This window comes from Arthrobacter antibioticus (genome assembly GCF_030063205.1).
Classification (GTDB): Bacteria; Actinomycetota; Actinomycetes; order Actinomycetales; family Micrococcaceae; genus Specibacter.
The window spans coordinates 43,207-65,322 of the sequence record NZ_JASISQ010000004.1; the positions used below are offsets into that span (position 1 = coordinate 43,207).

Genomic DNA, 22,116 nt, shown 5'->3' on the forward strand with positions numbered 1-22,116 from the left:
ACAAGCACTACTGCTCCAGCCCTCAACCCGCGTCTGCCTCACGCTGGTCCTCGGGGCTGGGGTCCTCGGGGCTGGGGTCCATGCTTCTGATGTTTCTTGCCGCTGAAAAGGACGCACCATCGAGGAATGCTCTGGCCCTCTCAAGTTGGGGGTAGCTGGCCAACTCAGCCCAGAATTCTGCACTGTGATTGGCATGAATCAAATGGGCCAGTTCGTGCAGCAGCACGTAATCCAGCACCCATTCAGGCATGCCCTGCACATGGTGGGAAATTCTAATTGATTTGCGGGCAGGCGTTGCCGAACCCCACCGGTCATTTTGATTGAGCACCCACCGCACGGATTCCGGAACTGCAGCCGAACCCAGATATTTCCCTGACAACATCAGGCTGCGTTCCATGAGGGCATCATCGTTTGCGGGTGCTCTGCGCTGTCCTGCCTGCAACTGTGCACCACGTTCAAGTTTCGCAACCATATGCGGCACCCAATAATGCTCATCTTCCAGAGTTAATCTCGCAGGTACGGCAATCACCGCCTGGCCAGCCTCCCAGAAAGCAGCCAAGCCGTTCTTGCGTCTCGCTGTTCGTCTCACAAGAACAGGCTCCCCGTTACTGAGCTTGTAAAGCGAAAATGAGTCACCCATTGGGCCCGGTGTTCCTTTGCCGAGGGACTGGGGTCGATTCGCGCCGCCAGACTTCCTGCTAGCAAGTGGACGTGGTGTTGATGGTGCTGCCATGCCTCGAGAGTACAGCCAAATTGTTGTGGATTTGAAAATGACGTCGTGGATTGTGGATAACTTTCAGCTGTGGAAAACCCCTCCCAGCAGCTGTCTAAAAATGCGATGATCGTAGCCCAAGACCACACCCTAGTGCTCTCCAGAAAAATGTTACGTGAGGCAGCCATGACACAGCTTAACCCGGGCCTGCGTATGGTCCGTCGCGGACACCACAGCGTTCAGATAGGCCTTAGTGCCGGTGGGTTGATACTTGAAGGGCTGCAGGACTCTGAACTGGACTTTATTCAGGAACTGCGTCAAGGAATCCCCGATGGCAAAGTCTGGGAGCGGGCACTCTCCTTGGGCGTAGATACTCTGCGAGCGCAGGAAATTTGCTTGAAACTCGCTGACCTGCTTTTCACCGATGCGCAACTGCACACGCAGGGTTACCGGGCCGAGCGGTTGTCACCTGAGCATTCGGCGCTGCTGGGCCTATACCAGTCCCCGTGCCGCGACTTCATGGCAAGGCGCGAACACGGAGTCGTCCATCTTATTGGTTTGGGGCGCACCGGGGCCTCATTAGCCGCCATTCTGGTCAGCGCCGGCGTGGGCACACTCCTTCTTGAGGACGACAGCCCCGTAGCTGCAACTGACGTCAGTCCAGGCTCATTCAGACTCAGCGATATTGGCCTGTCACGATCCCTTGCCGTGCGTCGACACCTGCTAAGCATCGACCCAAGTTGCCATGCTCACATAGTGCACGACGGCGGTGCCGGAGGTCCCAGCCTGCGATGCCTTGATCTTGCCGTTGTGGTGGGCCACGATGCCGTTCCAGCGCAAACAGCTGCGCGCTTTCTTGCCGCTGACCGGCCACACCTCTTTGTCCTCTTGCGCGAGCAGGACGGTACGGTGGGTCCTTTTGTTCTGCCCGGAGAAACGGCATGCGCTGAATGCGTTGAAAGGCACCGAAACCTCCATGATCCGCAATGGCTGGATGTTTGCAACCAACTTGCCACAGTTTCGGCACAGTCGGCGGATCGGCGGCCCCGGGCAGAACTGTTAGAGAGTACAGCCCTTGCTGCAACATTGGCTGGCACTGCAGCCACGCACGTTTTACTGTTTCTCGACGCAGTTAACCGCCCAAGCTCGTGGTCAGCAGTCTTGACGTTTCACCCGGATAACGGCAGATGGACGCACCAGGAGTTCTCTACCCATCCTGACTGCGGCTGCCAATGGCAAAGTCAGTCCTTGGCCACAATCTCCAACACTGCTTCTCCGTAACGCTCCAGTTTTGCAGGTCCCACCCCGGGCAACCCCGCAAGCGTGTCAAGGTTTTGCGGGGCCGCTTCGGCAATCGCCATCAACGTTGCATCCGTAAAGACCACGAACGCCGGCACCGCATTGGTGGTGGACTCAGCTAGCCGCCATTGACGCAGCTGATCAAAAATAGCCTCATCGTAATTTGGCGGACAGTCCGGGCAGCGTTGCACTTTTCGTTCGGCACCTGTGTTGAGGATCTTCCCACACACCCTGCACACAGAAGGGCCAACAGCAGTCCGTGACTTTCGTACCGTGGGCTGGCGCGGTCCCGTGGGGGCTCCACCCACTGAGTTGGGCCGCAGCCCGTCAAGGAATCTGGAGGGTTTGCGGTTGGCACGGCCCCCTGGAGTGCGCGCCGTGGACCAGGAGAAGTTCAGGAACTCGCGGGCACGGGTGATTCCCACATATAACAACCTGCGCTCTTCATCCACGGTTTCCGGTGTGTCAGCAAAGGAAATTGGCATCAACCCTTCGCTCAGGCCAACAAGGAAGACCGCATCCCATTCAAGACCTTTAGCTGAGTGCAACGAGGCCAGTGTGACACCCTGGACAGTGGGTGCGTGCTGAGCCGAGGCCCTATCTTGAAGTTCCGCCACAAAATCAATCAGCGTAAAGGTGTGCTCGGGGGTGCTTCGGGAGACTGCCAGTTCGTCAGCGAGGGCAACTATTGCTGACAGCGACTCCCAGCGTTCACGCACTGCCCCTCCAGTTTTAGGCGCTTCGGGCTGGTAACCAAGGTTGTTGAGCACATCACGGACTAGCTGCCCCAATTGCTCATCCTCGGCCGCACGTGAGGCTGCTCGCAATTGCAGCATGGCATCACGAACCTCTTTGCGGGCAAAGAAACGTTCACCTCCGCGCAGCTGGTAGCCAACACCGGCAGATGTGAGCGCTTGCTCATAAGCCTCGGACTGCCCATTGGTCCTGAACAGGACGGCGATCTCGCTTGCTTGAGTGCCGTTGGCGATCAGCGTCTTGATTTTGGCCGCAACGGCAGCCGCTTCAGCCTCGTCGTCGCTGCACTCAAGGAATTCAGGTGCTGGCCCGCCTGGGCGTTGGGCCACCAGTTCCAACGGTTTGGACCATAGGGCGTCGGCGCTGAGCCCACCGCTGCGTCGGCTACTTAGTAGAGTGTTGGCCAACCCCACTACTTGGGGTGTGGACCTGTAATCGCGCACGAGTTTTACCATGCTGGCTGCTGGAAAACGCTTAGGGAAATCCAAGAGGTGCCGCGGAGTGGCACCCGTGAACGAGTAGATTGTCTGGCTCGCATCACCAACAACGCATAGCTCGTCACGACCGCCGAGCCACAGATCAAGCATTCTCTGCTGGAGCGGGGACACATCCTGGTATTCGTCAACAACAAAATGCCTGTACTGGTCGCGTACGGTGGCAGCCACACGCGGGTCCTCTTGTAAAATGCCTACAGTGATCAGCAGAACATCCTCAAAGTCAATGAGGTTCCTGTCAGCTTTCACATCCTCGTATGCCTGAAAAAGACGCCCCACAGCAACTTTGTCCAAGCCGCCAGGCTCCCCACGGTCTTCTGCTTTGATCAGGTAGGTTTCCGGCGTCAGCATCGACACCTTTGCCCACTCAATTTCGGCAGCCAAATCCCTGATGGCTGCCCTGTCTGTGGGCAGGCGCAAACGCCGTGCCGCCTCAGCGATGATCTGGGCTTTGTGGTCAAGTAAACCAGGCAGCTGGCCTCCAACGGCGTGCGGCCAGAAGTACTGTAGCTGCCGCAACGCGGCAGCGTGAAAGGTCCGGGCCTGGACCGTGCCAACACCCAAATCACGAAGCCTGGTACGCATTTCCGCTGCTGCTCTGGCGGTGAAAGTCACTGCTAGTAGCCTGTTCGGGTTGTACACACCCGTGTGCACACCGTAGGCAATGCGGTGTGTGATGGCCCGTGTTTTCCCTGTTCCGGCACCTGCCAAAACACACAAGGGCCCGCTTAGAGTGGTGGCTACTGTGCGTTGCTCATCATCCAAACCTGCCAAAATTCGTTCTTCAGCCGTGCTTTCATCCATCACCGGCAGCCCCGATTGCTGCGGGTCAAAACTCACTCGCTTTCACCCGGCTCCAAAATACGGCCGCCGTACCAGTGCTCAATCAAGGACCGGGCAATGGAGAGCCTGTGTGAGACCACAGCTTCACCATTGGATACGGCGCTCTGCAGTTCTTCCCTGGAGAACCACCTCGCTTCCCTGACCTCAACATTGTCAGGTGTTGCAACAGTGTCATCGGTATAACCAATAAATCCAAGCATCAGTGACCGCGGAAACGGCCATGCTTGTGAAGAAATGTAGTCCAAGGAGTGCAAGTGCACGCCCACTTCTTCAGCAATCTCACGTACTGCTGCCTGTTCGGCGCTCTCGCCAGCCTCAACGAAACCAGCCACGGTCGAGTACCTGTGTTTTGCCCACTGGAAGTTACTTGCCAATAAAATCCTGTCATCGCTCCCCACAATGGCCACTATGGCAGCCGGGTCAGTACGCGGAAAGTGTACGGATCCATCCTGGGTGCACAAACGCATCCACCCTGCAGACTTGATCTCGGTGGGGCTGCCACAGCGCGGGCACCGTGTATGGCTTCCATGCCAATTGGCAACCGCTTGAGCCTGCACAAAGACTTCCGCATCAAAGGTGTTTAAACCGTAGGCCACATCCCGGTATCCCGCGAAGCTGGTTCCCTGCGGCACCCAACTGAAGTCTCCGTCGTCGTTCGCAAGAGCGTGGAGAACAATGTCGGTGCCAACCGGCAGCTGGTGACTTTGGCCAGCCAGCATTTTGCCCAAGTAAACGGTGTTGGTTCCTGCTGGCGGCGTTGCGGGAAGTTTGGCAGGATCAAAATATCCTAGTCCGGACCCATCCATCAGAGCCTTACCTTGGTGGAAAAATACCACCCGATAGGTGCCCTCACCAAGCACCGCCGCTAGGTAGCCTGGTTCGCTGCGCTGCTCGCATTGCCGATCAAGGCCAGTTTCAGGAAACGAATTGGATGTCATCATGTTTCTACCGTACGCATCCGGTGCCCAAATTTGTATTTGGCCTCTCCTGAATGTGGATAACCAGGGACCGCGATCCAACGCATAAAAACAAGCAAGAACATGGCTACAGCAAGGAGTTCTCGCGACTCGCCGCCGCAACGGCGCTGCTATAGTGCCTTCGCGTTCTACGGTAGAGAGGTGAGAAGAATGACTGCAATCGAATTGGCCGCCATAGCCAGCGCCGCCGTGCCCGGACTCAACGTCACTGCCTTCGGCCAGGAGCCTGACGATACCGCCGATTTTTGTTCGGCACTACTGGTTGATTCGGAAGAAAGACGCTGGCGAGTTCGCTCCCCCCGCCATGCCGACGCCAGCACGCGGCTGGAGACCGAGCGCCAGGTTTTGCGCGCCTTCTCCCCAGGCATCCGCGCGGAATTGCCCTTCCTGCTTCCCACCGTAGCCGGTACCGTACGCCAAGGTGAGCTCATCACCTTCGTGTACTCGCACATCCCTGGCAAGGCCGAATCTGTTGAGCATCTTGCTTCCGCGAGCGCCGCACTGGCACTGGAAATCGGTACCGCAATGGCCGCTATCCACGATCTGCCCCAAGAACTTGTCACCACCTATGACTTGCCCAGCTACACAGCGAACGAGTTTCGTCAGCGCAAATTAAACGAACTTGATCAATCAGCCACCACAGGAAAAATTCCTCCCTCGCTCCTGCGTCGCTGGGAGCACGCCATGGAAGACGTGGCGTTGTGGCGTTTCAATGCGTGTGTTGTCCACGGCGACCTGCACGAGGACAATATTCTTCTTGCCGGCAACCAAGTCACGGCAGTGATCGGCTGGACCGATTTGAGGATCGGTGACCCTGCTGATGATTTCGCGTGGCTGGTGGCCGTGAATGACCCCGAATTCGTTGACACTGTCATGCAGGCGTACTCGGCTGCCCGGAACGAAACACCGGACCCGCACCTGCTGCGCCGTGCAGCCCTGAGCGCTGAATTTGCGCTGGCCCAATGGCTTGTCAAGGGCTATGCCGCTGACAGTGCGCGCATGGTTGAGGACGCCGAGCAGATGCTCAAGACCCTGGAAACTGACATTGCCACACACGGTGGACAGCCCATCAGTGTGGAGCCGCCTGCCATCATCGCTGCGGCGCCGGTCAAGGCCCCAGCTGTCCCTGTTAGCCCGGAACACGTTTCCACTCCGGAACCCGCGTCAAAAACTGTTGTAGATACACCGCTGCCGCAGAAACTGCCGGCAACAAGCACTGCTTCAGAAAAGAACGACGACGATTCCGACGCCGCTATTGCCCGAGTAGGGGTCACCCCAATTACCCATCCGGATGAACTCCCAAAGCTGGGATCGGACTCCACAAAGGCGAGCGAACCCTCCGAATCCGACCTTTCTGCTGATGCTGCTGATTCTGCTGATGCTGTTGATTCTGTTACCCAACCCGCACAGAAGCCAGAGGCTAGTTCTGCCGCGGATTCCGTGCAGCCACTAGCGGAAGACGTGGACACCACAGCCATGAAAGTTATCCCACTAAAAAAGTAGCGCCCTTCCTCCGTCTCAGGCTGAGTAGGCGTTGCGAACGATCGCTTCCAGTTCTTCCTGCCCGGCGAGATCCACGGGACGAATGAGCTTGTCCTGACCCACGTAATAAAAGGCTGCTCTGACCTGTTCAAGCGGAACGTCCTGCAGTCGCGACCATGCCAGCCTGTACACAGCCAGCTGTACACCACGCACCGCCAGCTGCGGAGCCGAAGGTACTTTCCCTGTTTTCCAGTCGATCAGGTCCCATCCTCCATCTGCATCGCGGAAGACAGCGTCGATGCGGCCACGGACAACCACGTCTGCCACCCGGGTTTCGATGGGTACCTCAAGCTCCGCGGGGGTTCTGGCAGCCCATTGGGAACTCTTGAACGTTTCCTGCATGTCAGCCAAGCCGTAGGCTTCATCCACATAGGCGTCCGCCCCGATCTCTTCACCCAAGTCGAGTTGGCCGGTCGTTGCAAAAAATTCTTCAATCCAGGTGTGGAACGCCGTTCCTTTGCGGGCAGCCATGCCGGGCTTGGAGGGCACTGGGCGGCGCATGGCACGGGTAACTTTTTCGGGGTCCTCCCCCAGCGCCACCAGGCGGGAAGCAGAAATATGTGGGGGTAGTTCCACTCTCAGCTGGTCTGTTTCCACTTGTTCTTGGGCCAGCAAAACACTCATTTCCTTGCCCCAGCGAGGATTGGCGGCTAAGAATTCTTCACTTCCGTACTTAACAGAGGCGTCATTATCTCCAACCTCGGCGAAGGCGGCGGCGGCGAGGGCGGCGGAGACTGCGGCGGCGGATCGTTCCACACCAGTTCGGCGGCCTACCCGCACAGCCACCCCTGCCCTGCCGACGATCTCGGGCCCGTTGAGCGGATCATAGGGCCATTGGGCGCTTTCCGCGCCCGCACTGACAGGGTTGAGCGCACCTTCTTCAGGGTCTGGCGCCCACGCTCCGAGACCAGCACTCTGTGTTGCCCCTTCAGTCAGTGGCAACAACTCCATCAGAAAGGGTGAGGGTGCCAGCGGCTTCTTTCCACTGCCCCACACCGTGGCGGAACACATCAAAAAATCCCGGGCGCGGGTAAAGGCCACGTACGCTAAACGACGTTCCTCTTCCTTTGCGTGGAGGAGAACATCGTCGGCAAAAAGTTTCTCATTCTCCATCAAGGTCTTCAGGTCCGGCACATTGGTGTCCCATTCGGGCAGATCACCAACGTCCCCACGCAAAGGCCACGGCAACGATTTAGCTCCGGTGCTCCAGCGATCAGCGCGTGCGCTGGGGAAGGCGCCTGCATTCATGCCCGGCACAAACACCACGTCCCATTCCAGTCCTTTGGAGGCGTGGACAGTCAGTAGCGCCACGGCGTCAGGGTTGCTTTCAACCGGCGTCATTTCCAGCCCGCCCTCTTCCGATTCTGCCGTTTCAAGCCAAGCGAGGAAGGCATCCAAGTCAACACGTTGTGCGGCCTGCATGAACTGTGCCGCCGCCTCAGCAAAAGCGTCCAGGTGGCGCCGTGCGTGGTGGATGCTGGAGCCGGGTTTAGCAGCCAGTTCTATGTCCAGCAGCATGGTTTTCTCCACGACACCGAGCAGATCGCCCAGGTCCTCACCCACAAAAGTGCGCAGCATCCGCAGCTCATCCCGCAGCACTAAAAGTCGGGCTCTTGCTGCTTCGCTCAGCGGCCGTGCCCCCTTGGGCCAGTAATCCTGGCTCAAATAATCCAGCGCTTCCACCAGCGAGGAAGCATCCACCAAATCAGCACTAACCACTGTTGCATCGGCAGGTTTAGATGATTCAACTGCTACCGGCTGTGCACCTCCGGCCCGCAAGGTTGACGCGTCAAAATCCACCCTGTTGTGGGCCGCCCATTCCCGTTGTCGTGCCAGATACCGGGCCCAATCAGAGAAAGCCATCAGGTCCGCAGGACCAATCCGCCACCGCGCCCCCGTCAACAATCGCATGAGTGCATCCGAGCGCCCGGGATCGGCAATCACCCTCAAGGTGGCAACAAGGTCCACTATTTCTGGCATGCCCAGCAGCCCGCTCAACCCCACAATTTCGTACGGGATGCCACGTGCTTCGAACACAGATTGGAGCTTTGAAAATTGCGCACGACGCCGGCATAACACGGCCACTGTCATGGCACCCTGGCTGCCACCACGGTGGGTGAAATCACCTTTGCTCTCCAAAATCTGCGCAGCAACTGCTTGGGCCTCATCTAGTTCTGTTTCGTAGCGTGCAAGAAGCACCTCCCCCATGGGTGCATTGGGTTTTTCACGTAAGGGCGAGACTACTACTCGCGGCCCGGCCGCTGCCCTTTGCGCCTCGCTCAGTCCGGCAGCCAGTTTGGTGTTGGCCTTCCGGGTTTGTGCAAGTGTCAGTTCAGCCGACATCACATTTGCGCTCGCCAAAATGTGCGCTGAGTTACGCCAAGCGATGGTGAGCTCAGCCGTTGCAGCGTAGCTGCCATCGCTTTTGAGAAATATTTCCGGGAAGCGGAAGAGCTGCCCGGCCGAGGCGCCCCGAAACCCGTAAATTGATTGATGTGGATCCCCCACAGCCGTGACAGGGTGAGCGTCACCGTACAGCTCAGCGAAGAGCTGCAGCTGTGCATGGGAAGTATCTTGAAATTCATCCAGCAGCACTACTTTGTGGCGTTGGCGTTCCATGTCTCCTGCATGCGGAACTTCCTGGGCAATCCGGGCGGCCAGAGCTACCAGATCACCGTAGTCAAGGACGTTGCGACGGCGCTTGGCCTGAGCATATTTTTGCACCAGCGCGGCCACAGAAGCCCGGGTCCGCAGAACATCCAACTGCTTGTTCACTATTGCAGTACGGGGTTTGTTGGTTTCGGCAATATAGGGCAAAGAATCGAAGGCTACCAGGTAGTCGTTGATAGTTGCCAGAACTTGCTCGGGATCCTGGAGATGCTCGGCGCATTCACCGGCAAGGTCCATCACTGATTGGATCAATGTGGATTTTGCCGCTGTGAAGTGTTCGTGGGCTCCGTCGTGCGCTTCAACTACTTCACTGGCCAGCTGCCACGCTTCAGCCGCGCCCAGCACCACGGCATCGCGCTCAATGCCTAATCGCAGACCATAGTCGGTGACAATACCGCTGGCATAAGAGTGGTAGGTGGAGACGTTAGGCTCCAGTGCATCTCTGGCAGAAGCGGCAGGAGCGAGTTCAATCTCACCCGAGCGAGCCAGCGTGCCCAATCTATCCAGCTGCCCGCGAATCCGCGATGCCAGTTCCCCGGCAGCCTTGCGGGTAAAAGTGACTCCGAGGATTTCCTCTGGCAGGACCAACCCGTTGGCAACCAACCACACCACCCTGTCCGCCATTGTTGTTGTCTTCCCGGAGCCTGCCCCGGCAATCACAAGCAGCGGTTCAAGAGGTGATGAGATAATGGCGGCCTGCTCCGCCGTAGGAGGACGCTGCTCCAACAACTCCGCCAATTCATAGGGACTCAACAGGGGACGCGCAGGTTGGGACGCCGGGCCCGCCAGCGTCCGGGCTACCAAATTATTCGTTCCGTGGCTCATTCGGTGATCTGTTTCCCTTCAGGACACAGCGGACAAATGGTGGGCAGGGGGCAGCCGTTGCGTTCGGACCAGTCTGCGCCATGGCGGGCGGGGAAGACAGCCTGTGCCATGAGCAGGGCCGCCTCCATAACCTTCCGGGTTGGATCGTTTTCACTGCCTGCCACCATGGCGGGCTGATCCTGCGTTTTCACGTTCTTTGTGCCATCACCTAGTGGTAGCAACGCTGCCCCGCCCGAGCTGGCGCCAAAGAGCCCGGCAGCCTCGGCTTGTGCGGAGAACGCACCAGCCGAGGCTGCCACTTGATAGGCGCCGAGTTGAGGATGTTCAAGAACCTGGTCCTTGGTGGGTTTAGTGCGGCCGGTCTTGATATCAACAATTATCAAGTTCCCGTTTGCGTCCGCTTCAAGCCTGTCTACCTGCCCACGCAAGCGCACCACGCGGGCGGGTGGCGGCTCCGCAAGACCACTTGTGTCAGTGTCTTCTGCTTCAGGTGCGCCACCATCAGCGGAACTCAGTGAGGCGTCCTTTGTATCAGGCACTGCTGTATCAGGCACTGCGCTGCTTGGAACCCCGGTGCTGGACGAGAAAGTGCCGGGCAAGAAAGTGCTGGGCAAGATGCCGTCAGGTAGTTCGCCTACGTCAACGCTGAAATTTTCTTCAACACCCAAGAGCGTTCGCCCCTGTTGCCTGGCCTCAATGACATATTGGGCCAGTTTGCCCAGCATTTCTTGGGCGCGTTTGTAATCAAGATCGCTTTCCCACGACTCGGGAAGCCCCAGAGACGGCCAACGTTTATCCAACTCCGCCAGATATTCGTGGCCGGCACCATTGGGGATGTCCTGCGCAATGCTGTGGATGAGCGTCCCAAGGCTGCGAGCGAAGTCTGTTGTGGCGTCTCCGCCGGCGGCGCGGATGAACCAATTTAGCGGGGATTTAAGCACCTCCTCGACTTTTGATGGCGAGACGTTCACCGGTTCTCCGGGTGCCACAATGGGCCCATCGGAGCTCAAGGGCAACAAACCCCACCACTGATGAGGATCCGCCCCGGGCACGTCTTCGCCTGCCAACACCGCCAGCATCCTGGCAGCCTCAGGGTTGGTGCGCATTTCCGATTCTTGCCGCAGCTCCGCCACCAGCGAGCGCAAGGTCATGGGACGCGGCACTTGTTCTACTGGACGCACGGGGTATTGGGACTCACCACCAGAATCAGTGACAGGAACGTAGGGCGCTGCAAGGTCGATGAACTGGGAAGGCTGAAGATCATGACCTGCCGCGGCTGTGAGGATAAGGATATGGCTGGCTCGTGAAATGGCCGCCGCAAAGCTGCGCAACTCGTCGTAACGGATATCCCTGAGTCTGGCGGCAGGTTCAATTTGGTGGGCTGCCTGCGCCCCTTTTTCAAGCACGTCCACAAGTAATTGACTGCCGAGCAGTTCCCCGCGCAAGCGGGTATTGGGCCAAACTCCCTCCTGCAGCCCGGCGACAATGACGATGGGCCATTCCCGCCCAGCAGCACTTGCCGGGGTCACAATCTCAACGGCATCGGTACGTTGGGCCCGCGCTGCCAACGTGTCCATCGGCAGTTCTTGACTCATCAGGTAATCCAGGAACTGTTGCGGACTGGATCCTGGCAGCTGGTCAACGTAACGTTCAGCCGTTTGGAATAATGCCATCACCGCATCCAAGTCCCTGTCGGCCCGGATGCCTGTGGGACCGCCGCGTAGAGCCTGCGCTTCCCATGTTCCGGAGCTGTCACAGGCCTCCCACAGCGCCCATAGGACTGTTTCAGCGTTGGCTCCCGGCTGAGCCACTGCTTCGCGCCCAGCCGCGATCATGGCGGCGATTCTGGCAGCATTGGCAGCCTCCCAACCAAGCGGAGCCAGCTTTTGCGAGTTCAGCAGCGCTTCAACCAACAGCTCATCGCTAGCTCGGCCACCTCCGGCATGGCGCTCTTGCTGCCGCAGCGCCTGCCGAAGTCTCCTCAAATGCAATGCCGTTGAACGCCCTAACCGCGAGGTGAGCAGCGCAACGCAAGCCTCGGCGTCTAGGGTTTCCGGCGCCAAGGCAATGCCAAACGCCTCAAGCAAAGGACGAACTGCAGGCTCGTCACGCACAGGATTTTCCGCCACAGGCACCTTGACGGCGATACCTTGGGCACTTAGATAACGCTGTAAGGCAGCCAGTGCCGACCCGGTACGGACAATAACCGCGATCTCGCTCAGGCTGTGACCACCTAAGTGCTGTAAGTGCAGAATCCGTTCGGCAACCAGGCGGAGTTCGTGAACTTCCGAAGCAACAAAATGCGCACTGACATACGAGACTTTGTCCGGGTCTTTACGCAGCTCTTGGCGCGGCACCGGTCCGGGTTCCCCGCCGGCCGGTTCAGTCGCGTTGATCGCCTCAGCATGGGGTGCCGCTGCGTGGCCACCATGCCGGCCAGCCAACGCCTCAGGCCAAGCCAGTTCGCGTGCCTTGTGGCCGCCACGGATCTGAAAAATACGGTCAGCGACCCCGGACCAGGCAGCTGCCAGGGGTTTGCTCATGCGATGCGATGTGGACAACGCAAACTGCTGCAAAGGATGCTCTGGTGTTGACAGGGAATGGGTCAGCGATGCAACAAGATCCGGCCGGGCGCCGCGGAACCCCTGAACAACAGTGTCTGGCGAGGCTGCCACAAGCACGTCTTTTCCCTGGCCAACCAAGTGCAGAAGTTCGTGCACGGCTTTGTTGGCTTCCTGAATGTCATCAACAACAATCAACGCCAACCGCTTGCGCTCCTGGTCCAGGAAATCTGAGTCAAGGCGCAGAAGAGTTGTCGCGGCAGTGATGATCCCCGCAGGGTCAAAGGAACCTGACTTGCCCCAATCCACAACGTCACGGTATTCCTTATACAACGACGCCGCCGCAACCCAGTCAGGGCGCCGATTGGCTGCACCCAATTCGGCAAGCTCCTCAGGGACCAACCCGTATTCAATAACCCTGTCAAAAAGCTGGCGGATCTCTTGCCGGAATCCGCGGGTTTCAAGAGCCTGAGTAAGTTCCTTTGGCCACGCCGGCACCGTACCCAGACCCATGGCGTGCCCCGCCAATAGGTCCCGAATGATCAGATCCTGCTCGGGTCCGCTCATGAGCCGTGGCGCACTCTCAAGGTGTGGCATACGCCCTTCAACTTTAGCCCTGCGCAACAGATCAAAGGCATAAGATGACCAGGTCCTGGCCGGAGAAGTACTTAAACTCTTGGTGAGCCGGGCACTAAAACCATCACGAAGCCTCGCTGCAGCCAGCCGAGACGGTGCCAGCAGAAGAGCACCTGCCGGATCAACGCCGTCGTGCTCCATCCGCTTGAGAGCAGCTTCAATAAGCACAGTGGATTTACCAGTTCCGGGAGCACCCCACAACAAAACAGGACCCGACCCAGGACCCAGATCAATAACAGCCTGCTGATCCAAACTGAACTGTGGAACACTCTTGGCACTGTTGACAGGAGCAACAAGGGTCAACTCGGGCAGTTCAAACCGGCCAGGGCGCTCCGGCTGTGCCTTTGTAGACCTACCCTCTTTGGGCGCGTTGGACGCCGTGTGCCTCTCCTGCGAATGCTGTGCCTCTGTGCTCATACTTCTAGTCCATCACGGGGCACTGACATTTTGTCCCCGGCTGAATCCGCCTCGCGCAAGCGCACTGAATCCGCCTCGCGCAAGCGCACTGAATCCGCCTCGCGCAAGCGCACTGAATCCGCCTCGCGCAAGCGCACTGAATCCGCCTCGCGCAAGCGCACTGAATCCGCCTCGCGCAAGCGCTCCGCAATGACGTCGATGAAGTCCATTTCGGACGCGGACGGGTTCCATCTGGCAGCCGCCATATCAACCCGCCACGACGGGGTTCGGCTTGCAGCCGCCAGCGCTTCATCGGAAGTATCCCCGCGAAGAGCAGTGTCTTCGGCACGGTAGTGCACTAACGCCCGGCCACCGTGACACACCGGGGCACAACCGCTGGCCCGGATCACCCGCCACCAGGACACCGCGCTGCCGTGAGCGGACATAACAGCCCCCACCTGGCGCGGCCCACCGCTCTCCAAAAGTGCCGCAATATCCCCATAGGAGAGGACTTGGGCAGGTGGAATCAGCTCCGCCACGGCTAAGACCGCTTCAACATACTCGCCACGCATGACTCAAGACTAGTTCCTCCCGTGCTCCCCAATGCTTCAATGTCCATGCCAACAGGTAGCGTTGTGCCATGACTAGCTGGAGCATGCACCCCCGTGCCGCATTTGACCTGGAAACCACGGGCAAGGATCCCCGTACTGCCCGGATCGTGACGGCATCCATTGTGATAGTCGATGAATCCGGCGCTGTGGCGGAAACCCATGAGTGGCTGTGCAATCCCGGCGTGGAAATTCCCGAAGAGGCGGCCGCCATCCATGGCATCAGTACAGCCCACGCGCAAGCGCACGGGCGCCCCTCGGACGTTGTCACAGCTGAGGTGGGAGCGGTACTTGCCACACTTTTTGCCAACAACATTCCTGTTATCGCCTTCAACGCCAGCTACGATTTCACTGTCCTGGCTAGCGAGGCCCGCCGGCACAGTCTAGGGCAGATTACTGCCGCGCCGGTGATTGATCCCTTTATTTGTAATAAGAATGTGGACAAGTTCCGCAAAGGCAGCCGCACGCTTGTGGCCCTGTGCGAGGAATACGGCATTAAGCTCGACGACGCACACACCTCGGCCGCCGACGCTGAGGCCACGCTGCGGTTGGCTGATGCGTTGGCTGCCAAGTACAGCGCCCTGCGAGTCGATGTCATGGAATTACATAACGCACAAATCGGGTGGGCCCGTGAGCAGGCTGCTGACTTTCAGGGCTATTTGCGCCGCGTCAAGGATCCCGCCGCAGTCGTTGAGGGTGACTGGCCCGCCCTGCCATAAACCCCGTCAGGGCAGGAAGTCCCTGCTACAGAACAGTCATCAGTGACACAACTCACAGCCGGGGCGTTCACCAAGAAGGGTGCAGGGCCCCGTCAGTCGTGCGGGACTTTACGCTGCGTGTCCGCTGAAGCATGTCCGACTTAAAGAATATTCGAATATTATTTCATTTCTCGTGCCTAATATTCGCAGAAGTTCATATCAGCCACATTTTTGCTCCGGGTGACATAATTTAGTTTCGTTGGTTGAGTTCAGCTAGGAAAATCCTGTCATTTTCTGCCTACTCCCCACGTCACACTTACGCCCCTTCCCGAGCAGCATTCCGGTCTGGGTCCCTGCAATGAAAGTGAATGTCTGATGAAGAAATCTGCCCTGAAGTGGCTCACGACTGTTCCAGTCGCTGTGGCCCTGGCCTTCTCCCTCGCAGCTTGTGGCGGCAGTACCGGGGCCACAAGCTCCGATAAACCCACAGATGCCCTTGCCGGCAGCGACCAGGCCTCGCTGGATAAATACACCACAGAGGACGTCACTGCCCTGGATTCCATTGATAAGGCTGCTCTTGGCCTCGCTACCCCGGGTCTCATCAGTGTGGGTACGCTCTCGGATGCCCCGCCGAACATTTTCTTGAAAGATGGAGTGTTCACCGGTTACGACAACGAGCTGCTCCGCGCCATGGGCGAAAAGCTGGGCCTAAAGGTCGAGTTCAAGTCAACCGATTTCTCTGCCCTCTTGGCTCAGGTTGAGAACAAACAGTTCGACGTCGGTTCCTCCTCAATCTCCACCACGGATGCCCGCCGCAAAAACGTTGGATTCACCAACGGCTACGACTTCGGCTACATGGCAGTAGTGGCAAAAACAGATTCACCCATCAAGGGTTTCGCTGATCTCAAGGCAGACACTCGCATTGCTGTTGTCACCGGCACGGTTCAGGATGACTATGTCTCCAACACGTTGAAGGTTGAGCCAGTGCGCTTCGCCGATTACAACACGGCCTACGCGAACTTGAAAAACGGTCAGGTTGATGCTTGGGTTGCCCCCTCTCAGCAGGCCAGTGGCCAGGTCAAGGACGGCGACGGAACAGTGATCGCCGAAGAAGTAGTCAATACGCAGAACTTCACCGCATACGCCGTGAACTCATCAAATAAGGCCCTCACTGACGCTTTGAACTCCGCGTTGGATGCAGTTATCGCTGACGGGACCTGGTCCAAGCTGACCAAGGAATGGTACCCAACCCGCCCCATGCCCGAAGACTGGACACCGGGCTCCAAGGCAGTAACGGTTCCGAAGGCTTAATTTATGGATGTTCTCGAGCAGCTGGCAAAAACTTTCCTCGACTGGGATGCTATGGCGGAAGTCATTCCGAACATGCTGAGCGTTGGTTTGCCTAATACTTTGATTTTGTCCGTTTCCTCGGCCATCATCGGGTGCGTCCTGGGTATGATCCTGGCTGTGATGGGTATTTCAAGAAATCCCATCCCCCGCTGGATTGCCAGAATTTATACAGACATTTTCCGTGGTCTTCCAGCAATTTTGACCATTTTGTTGATTGGTCTGGGGCTCGGTCCTGTAATCCGCATCCTTACTGGCAGCACCAATCCTTATCCGTTGGGAATTTTGGCGCTTTCTTTGATGGCTGCGGCGTACATCGGTGAAATCTTCCGCTCAGGTATCCAAAGCGTTGAAAGCGGCCAGCTCGAGGCATCACGCGCCCTGGGGTTCAGCTACGGCTCGGCCATGATTCTTGTGGTTATTCCCCAGGGCATCCGCAGGGTCCTGCCAGCACTGGTTAACCAGCTGATCTCCTTGATTAAGGACTCATCCTTGATCTATATGCTTGGTTTACTTGCCAGCCAACGGGAGATCTTTCGTGTTGGAAACGACCAAGCCGCAACCACGGGAAACCTCTCTCCACTCGTTGCGGCAGGTCTGCTCTACCTTTGCCTAACCATCCCGCTCACCCACTTGGTGAACTTCATGGATAAGCGCATGCGTGAGGGAAAAGCCCAAAAGATTGAACCCGATGAAGCCGCGGCACATGTTGGAAAGGGAGCGTAAAGCATGAGTGATTTTAGTTCAGGATCATTGACCGCCAAAAATATTCATCTCTCCTTCGGCAGCAATCATGTATTGCGGGGCATTGACCTGCATGTTCCCAAAGGCACCACGGCCTCGGTGATTGGCCCCTCTGGTTCAGGCAAGTCAACGTTGTTGCGGGCTATGAACCGGTTGATTGAACCGGATCAAGGCGACATTCTTCTCGACGGAAAGTCGGTGCTCAAGGACAACCCGGATGAGCTCCGCCGCCGCATTGGGATGGTCTTCCAACAATTTAATTTATTCCCGCACAAAACGGTGCTGGAAAATGTGTCGCTGGCCTTGATTAAGATTCGCAAAATGCCCAAGGATCAGGCACGCGCCAAAGCCCTTGAGCAGCTCGAACTTGTGGGATTGAAACATAAAGCTGACGCTCGGCCAGGAAACCTCTCCGGTGGTCAGCAGCAGCGCGTCGCTATTGCCCGCGCATTGGCCATGGAACCGGAAGTGATGTTCTTTGACGAGGCAACCTCCGCCCTGGACCCGGAGCTTGTCAAGGGTGTTCTGGCCTTGATGACCGACCTGTCCAAGGGCGGAATGACCATGGTGGTGGTCACCCACGAGATGGGTTTCTCGCGCAACGTTTCAGACACTGTGACATTCATGGACGCCGGCGTGGTGGTGGAGACAGGTTCTCCTGAAGAACTCTTCACAGCACCAAGGACAGACCGTTTGAGAGGTTTCCTCTCCGACGTGCTGTAACCGTGCAGCCACGAAGGCCGCGGGAAAGGGGCAGCTTTTTATCCCGAGGTGAGGACCTTACACCGTCGCAGCTGCCGCCGCTTTGGCAGCTGCCGGCAGTGCCGCAAAGATACGGTTCATGGCTGAGTCGTCGTGTGCAGCTGAAAGGAACCACGCTTCAAACACGCTCGGCGGCAGGTACACACCGGAATCCAGCATGGAGTGGAAGAACGGTGCGTAGCGGAACACTTCCTGAGCCTGTGCGTCGGCGTAGTTGTGCACCCCCGAAGCGGAGGTGCCAAAGGCTACAGAGAACAAGTTACCTGCGCGCTGAATCGAGTGGTCTACGCCTTGGGCAGCTAACTCCCCGGTCAAGGCCGCCTGCAGTTCAAGAGAGCGGGCATCAACACTCTTGTACACCGAAGCCGTGGCTGCGGTCAGTGTCGCCACACCGGCGGCCATTGCCACCGGGTTTCCGGATAATGTTCCTGCCTGATATACCGGGCCCAGCGGTGCCAGGTAGTCCATGACCTCGCCGCGGCCGCCCAGGGCTGCTGTTGGAAGTCCCCCACCAATGACCTTGCCAAAGGTGAATAAATCCGGTGTCCAGCCCTCCAGCGCACCAGTGAGCCCCCAGTATCCGGCCGGGCCCGTGCGGAATCCTGTCAGGACTTCATCCAGGATTAGTAGGGCTCCGTGGGCTGAGGTGATCCGGGAAAGGCCTGCGTTGAAACCAGCACCTGGGGTAACAACACCCATGTTGGCGGGCGCCGCTTCTGTGATCACTGCAGCGATCCTGTCCCCGTGGGTAGCAAAGGCGGCTTCTACGGCGGCAAGGTCGTTATATGGCAACACGAGCGTTTCCGCGGCGGTTGCTGCTGTGACCCCGGCAGATCCCGGCATGGCCAGGGTCGCCAGACCGGAGCCAGCCTCGGCCAGCAAAGAATCGAGGTGCCCGTGGTAACAGCCGGCGAACTTGATGATCAACTCACGTCCGGTAAATCCTCGGGCTAGACGCACGGCTGTCATGGTTGCTTCGGTACCTGTGGAGACCATCCGCATCCGTTCAACCCCGGAAACCCTGCCCGTGACCAGAGCGGCGAGTTCGCTTTCGGCAGGGGTGGAGGCGCCAAAGCTCAAACCGTGATCAACTGCCGTGTGCACGGCAGCGAGAACCTCTGGGTGGGCGTGACCCAATAGCGCCGGCCCCCAAGAGCAAACAAGGTCAACGTAATCGCGCCCATCTGCGTCAGTGAGGTAGGCGCCCTTGGCGTTGACCATGAAGCGTGGCGTCCCTCCCACGGAGCCAAAGGCGCGTACAGGCGAGTTCACCCCGCCAGGCATGAGGGTCTTGGCGCGGTCAAAAAGTTCCTGCGAGCTTGTCATGTAAAATCCTTGCCTCAGTAGGTGAACAACAGAAAAAGAAGTGTTAGTTCTCGCGCAGCCAGCCGGCCAGTTCGGCAGCCCAGTAAGTGAGAATCATGTTTGCCCCGGCACGTTTGATACTCAGCACGGATTCCTCTATGGCTCCGCGACGGTTGATCCAGCCATTGGCTGCGGCGGCCTCAATCATGGCGTATTCCCCCGAGATTTGGTAGGCAGCAACGGGCACCGGGGATATGGCCGCCACATCGGCCAGGATGTCCAAATAGCTCATGGCCGGCTTGACCATGATGATGTCCGCGCCTTCGGCCAGGTCAAGCTCCACCTCGTGAAGGGCCTCCCGGCGGTTACCTGAATCCATTTGGTAGGTGCGTCGATCCCCCTGCAACTGCGAGTCAACAGCTTCGCGGAACGGTCCGTAAAAGGCCGAAGCGTATTTGGCGGCGTAGGCCAAAACGGAAACGTCTTCATACCCTGAGGCGTCCAGCGCCTCGCGAATCACCGCTACCTGCCCGTCCATCATGCCCGAAGGTGCCACAATATGGGCTCCGGCAGCTGCCTGGGCCACAGCCATCTGAGCGTAAATCTTCAAGGTGGCGTCATTGGCAACGTCGCCGTCCTCATCCAAAACCCCGCAGTGCCCATGGTCTGTGAACTCATCCAGGCAAAGATCACTCATAATGACAAGGTCATCTCCCACGGCCGCCCGTACATCCGCAATGGCCTTGTTCAGCACACCTAAGGGGTCCACCCCGGCTGAGCCATTCGCGTCGCGAACGGCAGGGATGCCAAAAATCATGATGCCGCCAAGCCCCAGCGCGACTGCCTGGTGCGCGGCCGCCACCAGCGACGCCGTCGTGTGCTGGAAAACTCCTGGCATGGACGTGATCGCTTTAGGCTCGATCAGGTCTTCGCGGATGAACACCGGCAGAATCAGGTCCGACGGCGTGAGCGAGTATTCGCTGACAAGACGACGCATGGCTGGGGTTGTGCGCAGGCGGCGCGGACGGTGCTGGGGAAAGCTCATGGTGACTCCGTAAATTACTGGGTGTGAAAATTAGTGTGGGCTTGGGCCAGTGCGGCCACGATGCCTTCGGGGGTGGGGTGTTTGGCGGTGGCGGCCACGCGCAGCCCTAACCGATGGGCTTCGAGCTGCGTTGGCTGCCCAATGGCAATAACCAGGCAGTTGTCTGTCAGGGGTGCCATGGTTTCGGCTACCCTGCGGGCGGCACTTCCGGAGGCAAGTACGACGGCGCCAATGGCTCCCGCCGCAATCTCACCTGCCGCTTGAGCTGGGGTGAGCACCGGGTAGCCCGCATTGGTGTGCCCCTGTGAGTTATTTAGTGTTGCCTGCAGGCGCAGTTCCGCCTTGGCCGGGAAGTGCACCGTTTGGTAGGCCGTGACTATTTCGCTGTCCCAGCCCTTCGCGTTCATGCCTGTCACAAGCGTGGCTTCAGCGAGATTCGATTGCGGCAACAGTATCTTGTTGTTGCTGCTTAGTGAGAGTGTGTTTGGCTCAAATTCAGGCCACAAATCTACCAGTCCGGCGGCCGACTGGATATCCACAGGGGCTAGTTCCGCATGGATTCCTTCGGCCGCCAAAACCGCAGCTGACGTTGGCCCAATCGTGGCCACGGATGTCCCGGCCGGAATCAGCTCACTCAAGGAAGTCCCGGCCCCTTCACACCATTGCTTCAATGCCCGCACGGTGGTGATGGAGCTGATCACCAACCACCTGTAATCCCCCGCGGAGAGGCGCCTCAGAGCCGCCCCCAAGGCGTCATTATCTGCAACCTCAAAGTCAATCACGGGAACCAAAACCGGCTCGGCACCGGCCGCGGCCAGGGCATCAGCCAAGGCGCCGGCCCGGTCCGGGCTGCGAGTGATGGCCACGCGCAATCCGTCCAGTGGCCCGCGGAGGATCGTCACTTGGTAGGGCCTGCCAGGTCTGCAAAGTCGCCAGCGCCACCAGCGAGAAGCTCCTCAGCAAGTTCGATCCCCAAAAGCGTGGCCCCAACGGTGGTGAGACCATCGGTGGCCTTTTTCAAGCGCAACGAACGCACACCGTCAAGGGAGACAACCACAGTTTCGAGATAGAGCATAGAACCTTTACGGTGTGCCAACGCACCAACAGGTGCGCTGCAACCAGCTTCCAGACGCGCCAGAAGCGCACGCTCGGCCGTCACAGCTAGGCGGGAGTCGTTATCATCCACAGCTGCCAGCGACTGTCCCAAAACCTCAGAAAGGTCGGTATCGGCAGAACGACATTCAAGGGCCAGTGCCCCTTGACCGGGCGCCGGAAGCATCACCTCCGTGTCCAGGAATTCAGTGACGGTATCCAGACGGTCAATCCGGCTCAACCCTGCCGCCGCTAGTACCACCGCGTCTAGGTCGCCAATTTTGCCGGGGACGGCTGCTACTGCGGGGTTCCCGGGCAGGCCAGGTACTCGGGCCAGGCGAGTGTCAACATTGCCGCGGATATCCACGATCTTTAAGTCTTTCCGGTACGCCAACAATTGCGCTGCACGGCGCGGGGAACCCGTACCTACAGTTGCTCCCTGCGGCAGTTGTCCCAGGCTCAAGCCGTCGCGGGAGCACAGGGCATCGCGGAAGTCGGCACGGAGGGGCACCGCGGCCAGAGTTAAACCAGGCACAGCCGCTGTTGGCAGGTCTTTCAAGGAGTGCACTGCAACGTCAACACGACCGTCCAAAACGGCGGATCGCAGTTCGGCCGCGAACACGCCGGTGCCACCCATTTGGGACAACGGCCCGGTCAGGATGTCACCGTCGGTTTTGATAGGCACCAGTTCGGCAGCAAAACCACCAACCGCGCTGAGCTGATCGGTGATTTGTCCGCTTTGGCTCAGGGCCAGACGGCTACCGCGGGTCCCAATTTTTACATGAGTCATTACTTCAGCCATGG

16 protein-coding genes are annotated in these 22,116 nt (G+C 58.6%); 6 read left to right on the top strand and 10 right to left on the bottom strand.

Going from position 1 to position 22,116, the window contains the following annotated elements:
- Positions 1–22: 22 nt before the first annotated feature.
- Positions 23–640 (bottom strand): M48 metallopeptidase family protein, encoded by a 618-nt coding sequence (locus QMG40_RS10000; RefSeq protein ID WP_283530910.1) that lies wholly within the window; start codon positions 638–640, stop codon positions 23–25.
- Between the two features lie 162 nt (positions 641–802).
- On the opposite strand from QMG40_RS10000, the gene QMG40_RS10005 reads away from it, so the two are divergent.
- Positions 803–1,993: a TOMM precursor leader peptide-binding protein gene (locus tag QMG40_RS10005; RefSeq protein WP_283530911.1), complete on the top strand. Its 1,191-nt coding sequence runs from the start codon at positions 803–805 to the stop codon at positions 1,991–1,993.
- On the opposite strand, the gene QMG40_RS10010 is transcribed toward QMG40_RS10005, so the two are convergent.
- A complete protein-coding gene (locus tag QMG40_RS10010; RefSeq protein ID WP_283531188.1) occupies positions 1,954–4,065 on the bottom strand; it encodes an ATP-dependent DNA helicase UvrD2 in 2,112 nt (703 codons plus the stop codon). The genes QMG40_RS10005 and QMG40_RS10010 overlap by 40 nt on opposite strands.
- Before the next feature lie 32 nt (positions 4,066–4,097).
- Positions 4,098–5,045, bottom strand: a complete 948-nt coding sequence (gene nudC, locus QMG40_RS10015) for an NAD(+) diphosphatase (RefSeq protein WP_283530912.1) — start codon at positions 5,043–5,045, stop codon at positions 4,098–4,100.
- A 186-nt stretch (positions 5,046–5,231) separates the two neighbouring features.
- Here nudC and QMG40_RS10020 point away from each other — a divergent pair, with 186 nt between their 5' ends.
- Complete coding sequence (locus QMG40_RS10020) at positions 5,232–6,584, top strand: macrolide 2'-phosphotransferase (RefSeq protein WP_283530913.1); 1,353 nt, start codon at positions 5,232–5,234, stop codon at positions 6,582–6,584.
- A gap of 15 nt (positions 6,585–6,599) precedes the next feature.
- Here the strand turns inward: QMG40_RS10020 and QMG40_RS10025 are convergent, their stop codons facing one another.
- Genes QMG40_RS10025 through QMG40_RS10035 form a run of 3 tightly spaced genes read right to left on the bottom strand, consistent with a single transcriptional unit; the run spans position 6,600 to position 14,283 of the window.
- Positions 6,600–10,118, bottom strand: a complete 3,519-nt coding sequence (locus QMG40_RS10025; protein WP_283530914.1) for an ATP-dependent helicase — start codon at positions 10,116–10,118, stop codon at positions 6,600–6,602.
- A complete protein-coding gene (locus QMG40_RS10030; RefSeq protein ID WP_283530915.1) occupies positions 10,115–13,732 on the bottom strand; it encodes an ATP-dependent helicase in 3,618 nt (1,205 codons plus the stop codon). Before QMG40_RS10030 ends, QMG40_RS10025 begins: the two co-directional genes overlap by 4 nt.
- Positions 13,729–14,283, bottom strand: a complete 555-nt coding sequence (locus tag QMG40_RS10035; RefSeq protein WP_349361617.1) for an MGMT family protein — start codon at positions 14,281–14,283, stop codon at positions 13,729–13,731. The genes QMG40_RS10030 and QMG40_RS10035 overlap by 4 nt, the downstream gene beginning before the upstream one ends.
- Positions 14,284–14,351: 68 nt before the next feature.
- On the opposite strand from QMG40_RS10035, the gene QMG40_RS10040 reads away from it, so the two are divergent.
- From QMG40_RS10040 to QMG40_RS10055, 4 genes are all read left to right on the top strand, one after another.
- On the top strand, positions 14,352–15,038 hold the full coding sequence (locus QMG40_RS10040) for a 3'-5' exonuclease (RefSeq protein WP_283530916.1): 687 nt from the start codon (positions 14,352–14,354) through the stop codon (positions 15,036–15,038).
- Positions 15,039–15,392: 354 nt separating this feature from the next.
- Positions 15,393–16,328 (top strand): ABC transporter substrate-binding protein, encoded by a 936-nt coding sequence (locus tag QMG40_RS10045; protein ID WP_283530917.1) that lies wholly within the window; start codon positions 15,393–15,395, stop codon positions 16,326–16,328.
- 3 nt (positions 16,329–16,331) lie between these two features.
- Complete coding sequence (locus QMG40_RS10050) at positions 16,332–17,090, top strand: amino acid ABC transporter permease (RefSeq protein ID WP_283530918.1); 759 nt, start codon at positions 16,332–16,334, stop codon at positions 17,088–17,090.
- A 3-nt stretch (positions 17,091–17,093) separates the two neighbouring features.
- Entirely contained in the window at positions 17,094–17,831 is a 738-nt protein-coding gene (locus QMG40_RS10055; protein WP_283530919.1) for an amino acid ABC transporter ATP-binding protein, read from the top strand.
- 57 nt (positions 17,832–17,888) lie between these two features.
- On the opposite strand, the gene hemL is transcribed toward QMG40_RS10055, so the two are convergent.
- From hemL to hemC, 4 genes are read right to left on the bottom strand one after another with little or no spacing between them, the layout of a single operon-like run.
- A complete protein-coding gene (gene hemL / locus QMG40_RS10060) occupies positions 17,889–19,196 on the bottom strand; it encodes a glutamate-1-semialdehyde 2,1-aminomutase (RefSeq protein ID WP_283530920.1) in 1,308 nt (435 codons plus the stop codon).
- A gap of 43 nt (positions 19,197–19,239) precedes the next feature.
- Positions 19,240–20,220: a porphobilinogen synthase gene (hemB, locus tag QMG40_RS10065; RefSeq protein ID WP_283530921.1), complete on the bottom strand. Its 981-nt coding sequence runs from the start codon at positions 20,218–20,220 to the stop codon at positions 19,240–19,242.
- Positions 20,221–20,234: 14 nt separating this feature from the next.
- Entirely contained in the window at positions 20,235–21,122 is an 888-nt protein-coding gene (locus tag QMG40_RS10070; RefSeq protein WP_283530922.1) for a uroporphyrinogen-III synthase, read from the bottom strand.
- The gene (hemC, locus tag QMG40_RS10075; protein ID WP_459252987.1) at positions 21,119–22,114 is read right to left on the bottom strand and encodes a hydroxymethylbilane synthase; all 996 of its coding nucleotides are present in this window, start codon (positions 22,112–22,114) and stop codon (positions 21,119–21,121) included. Before hemC ends, QMG40_RS10070 begins: the two co-directional genes overlap by 4 nt.
- Positions 22,115–22,116 lie beyond the last annotated feature (2 nt).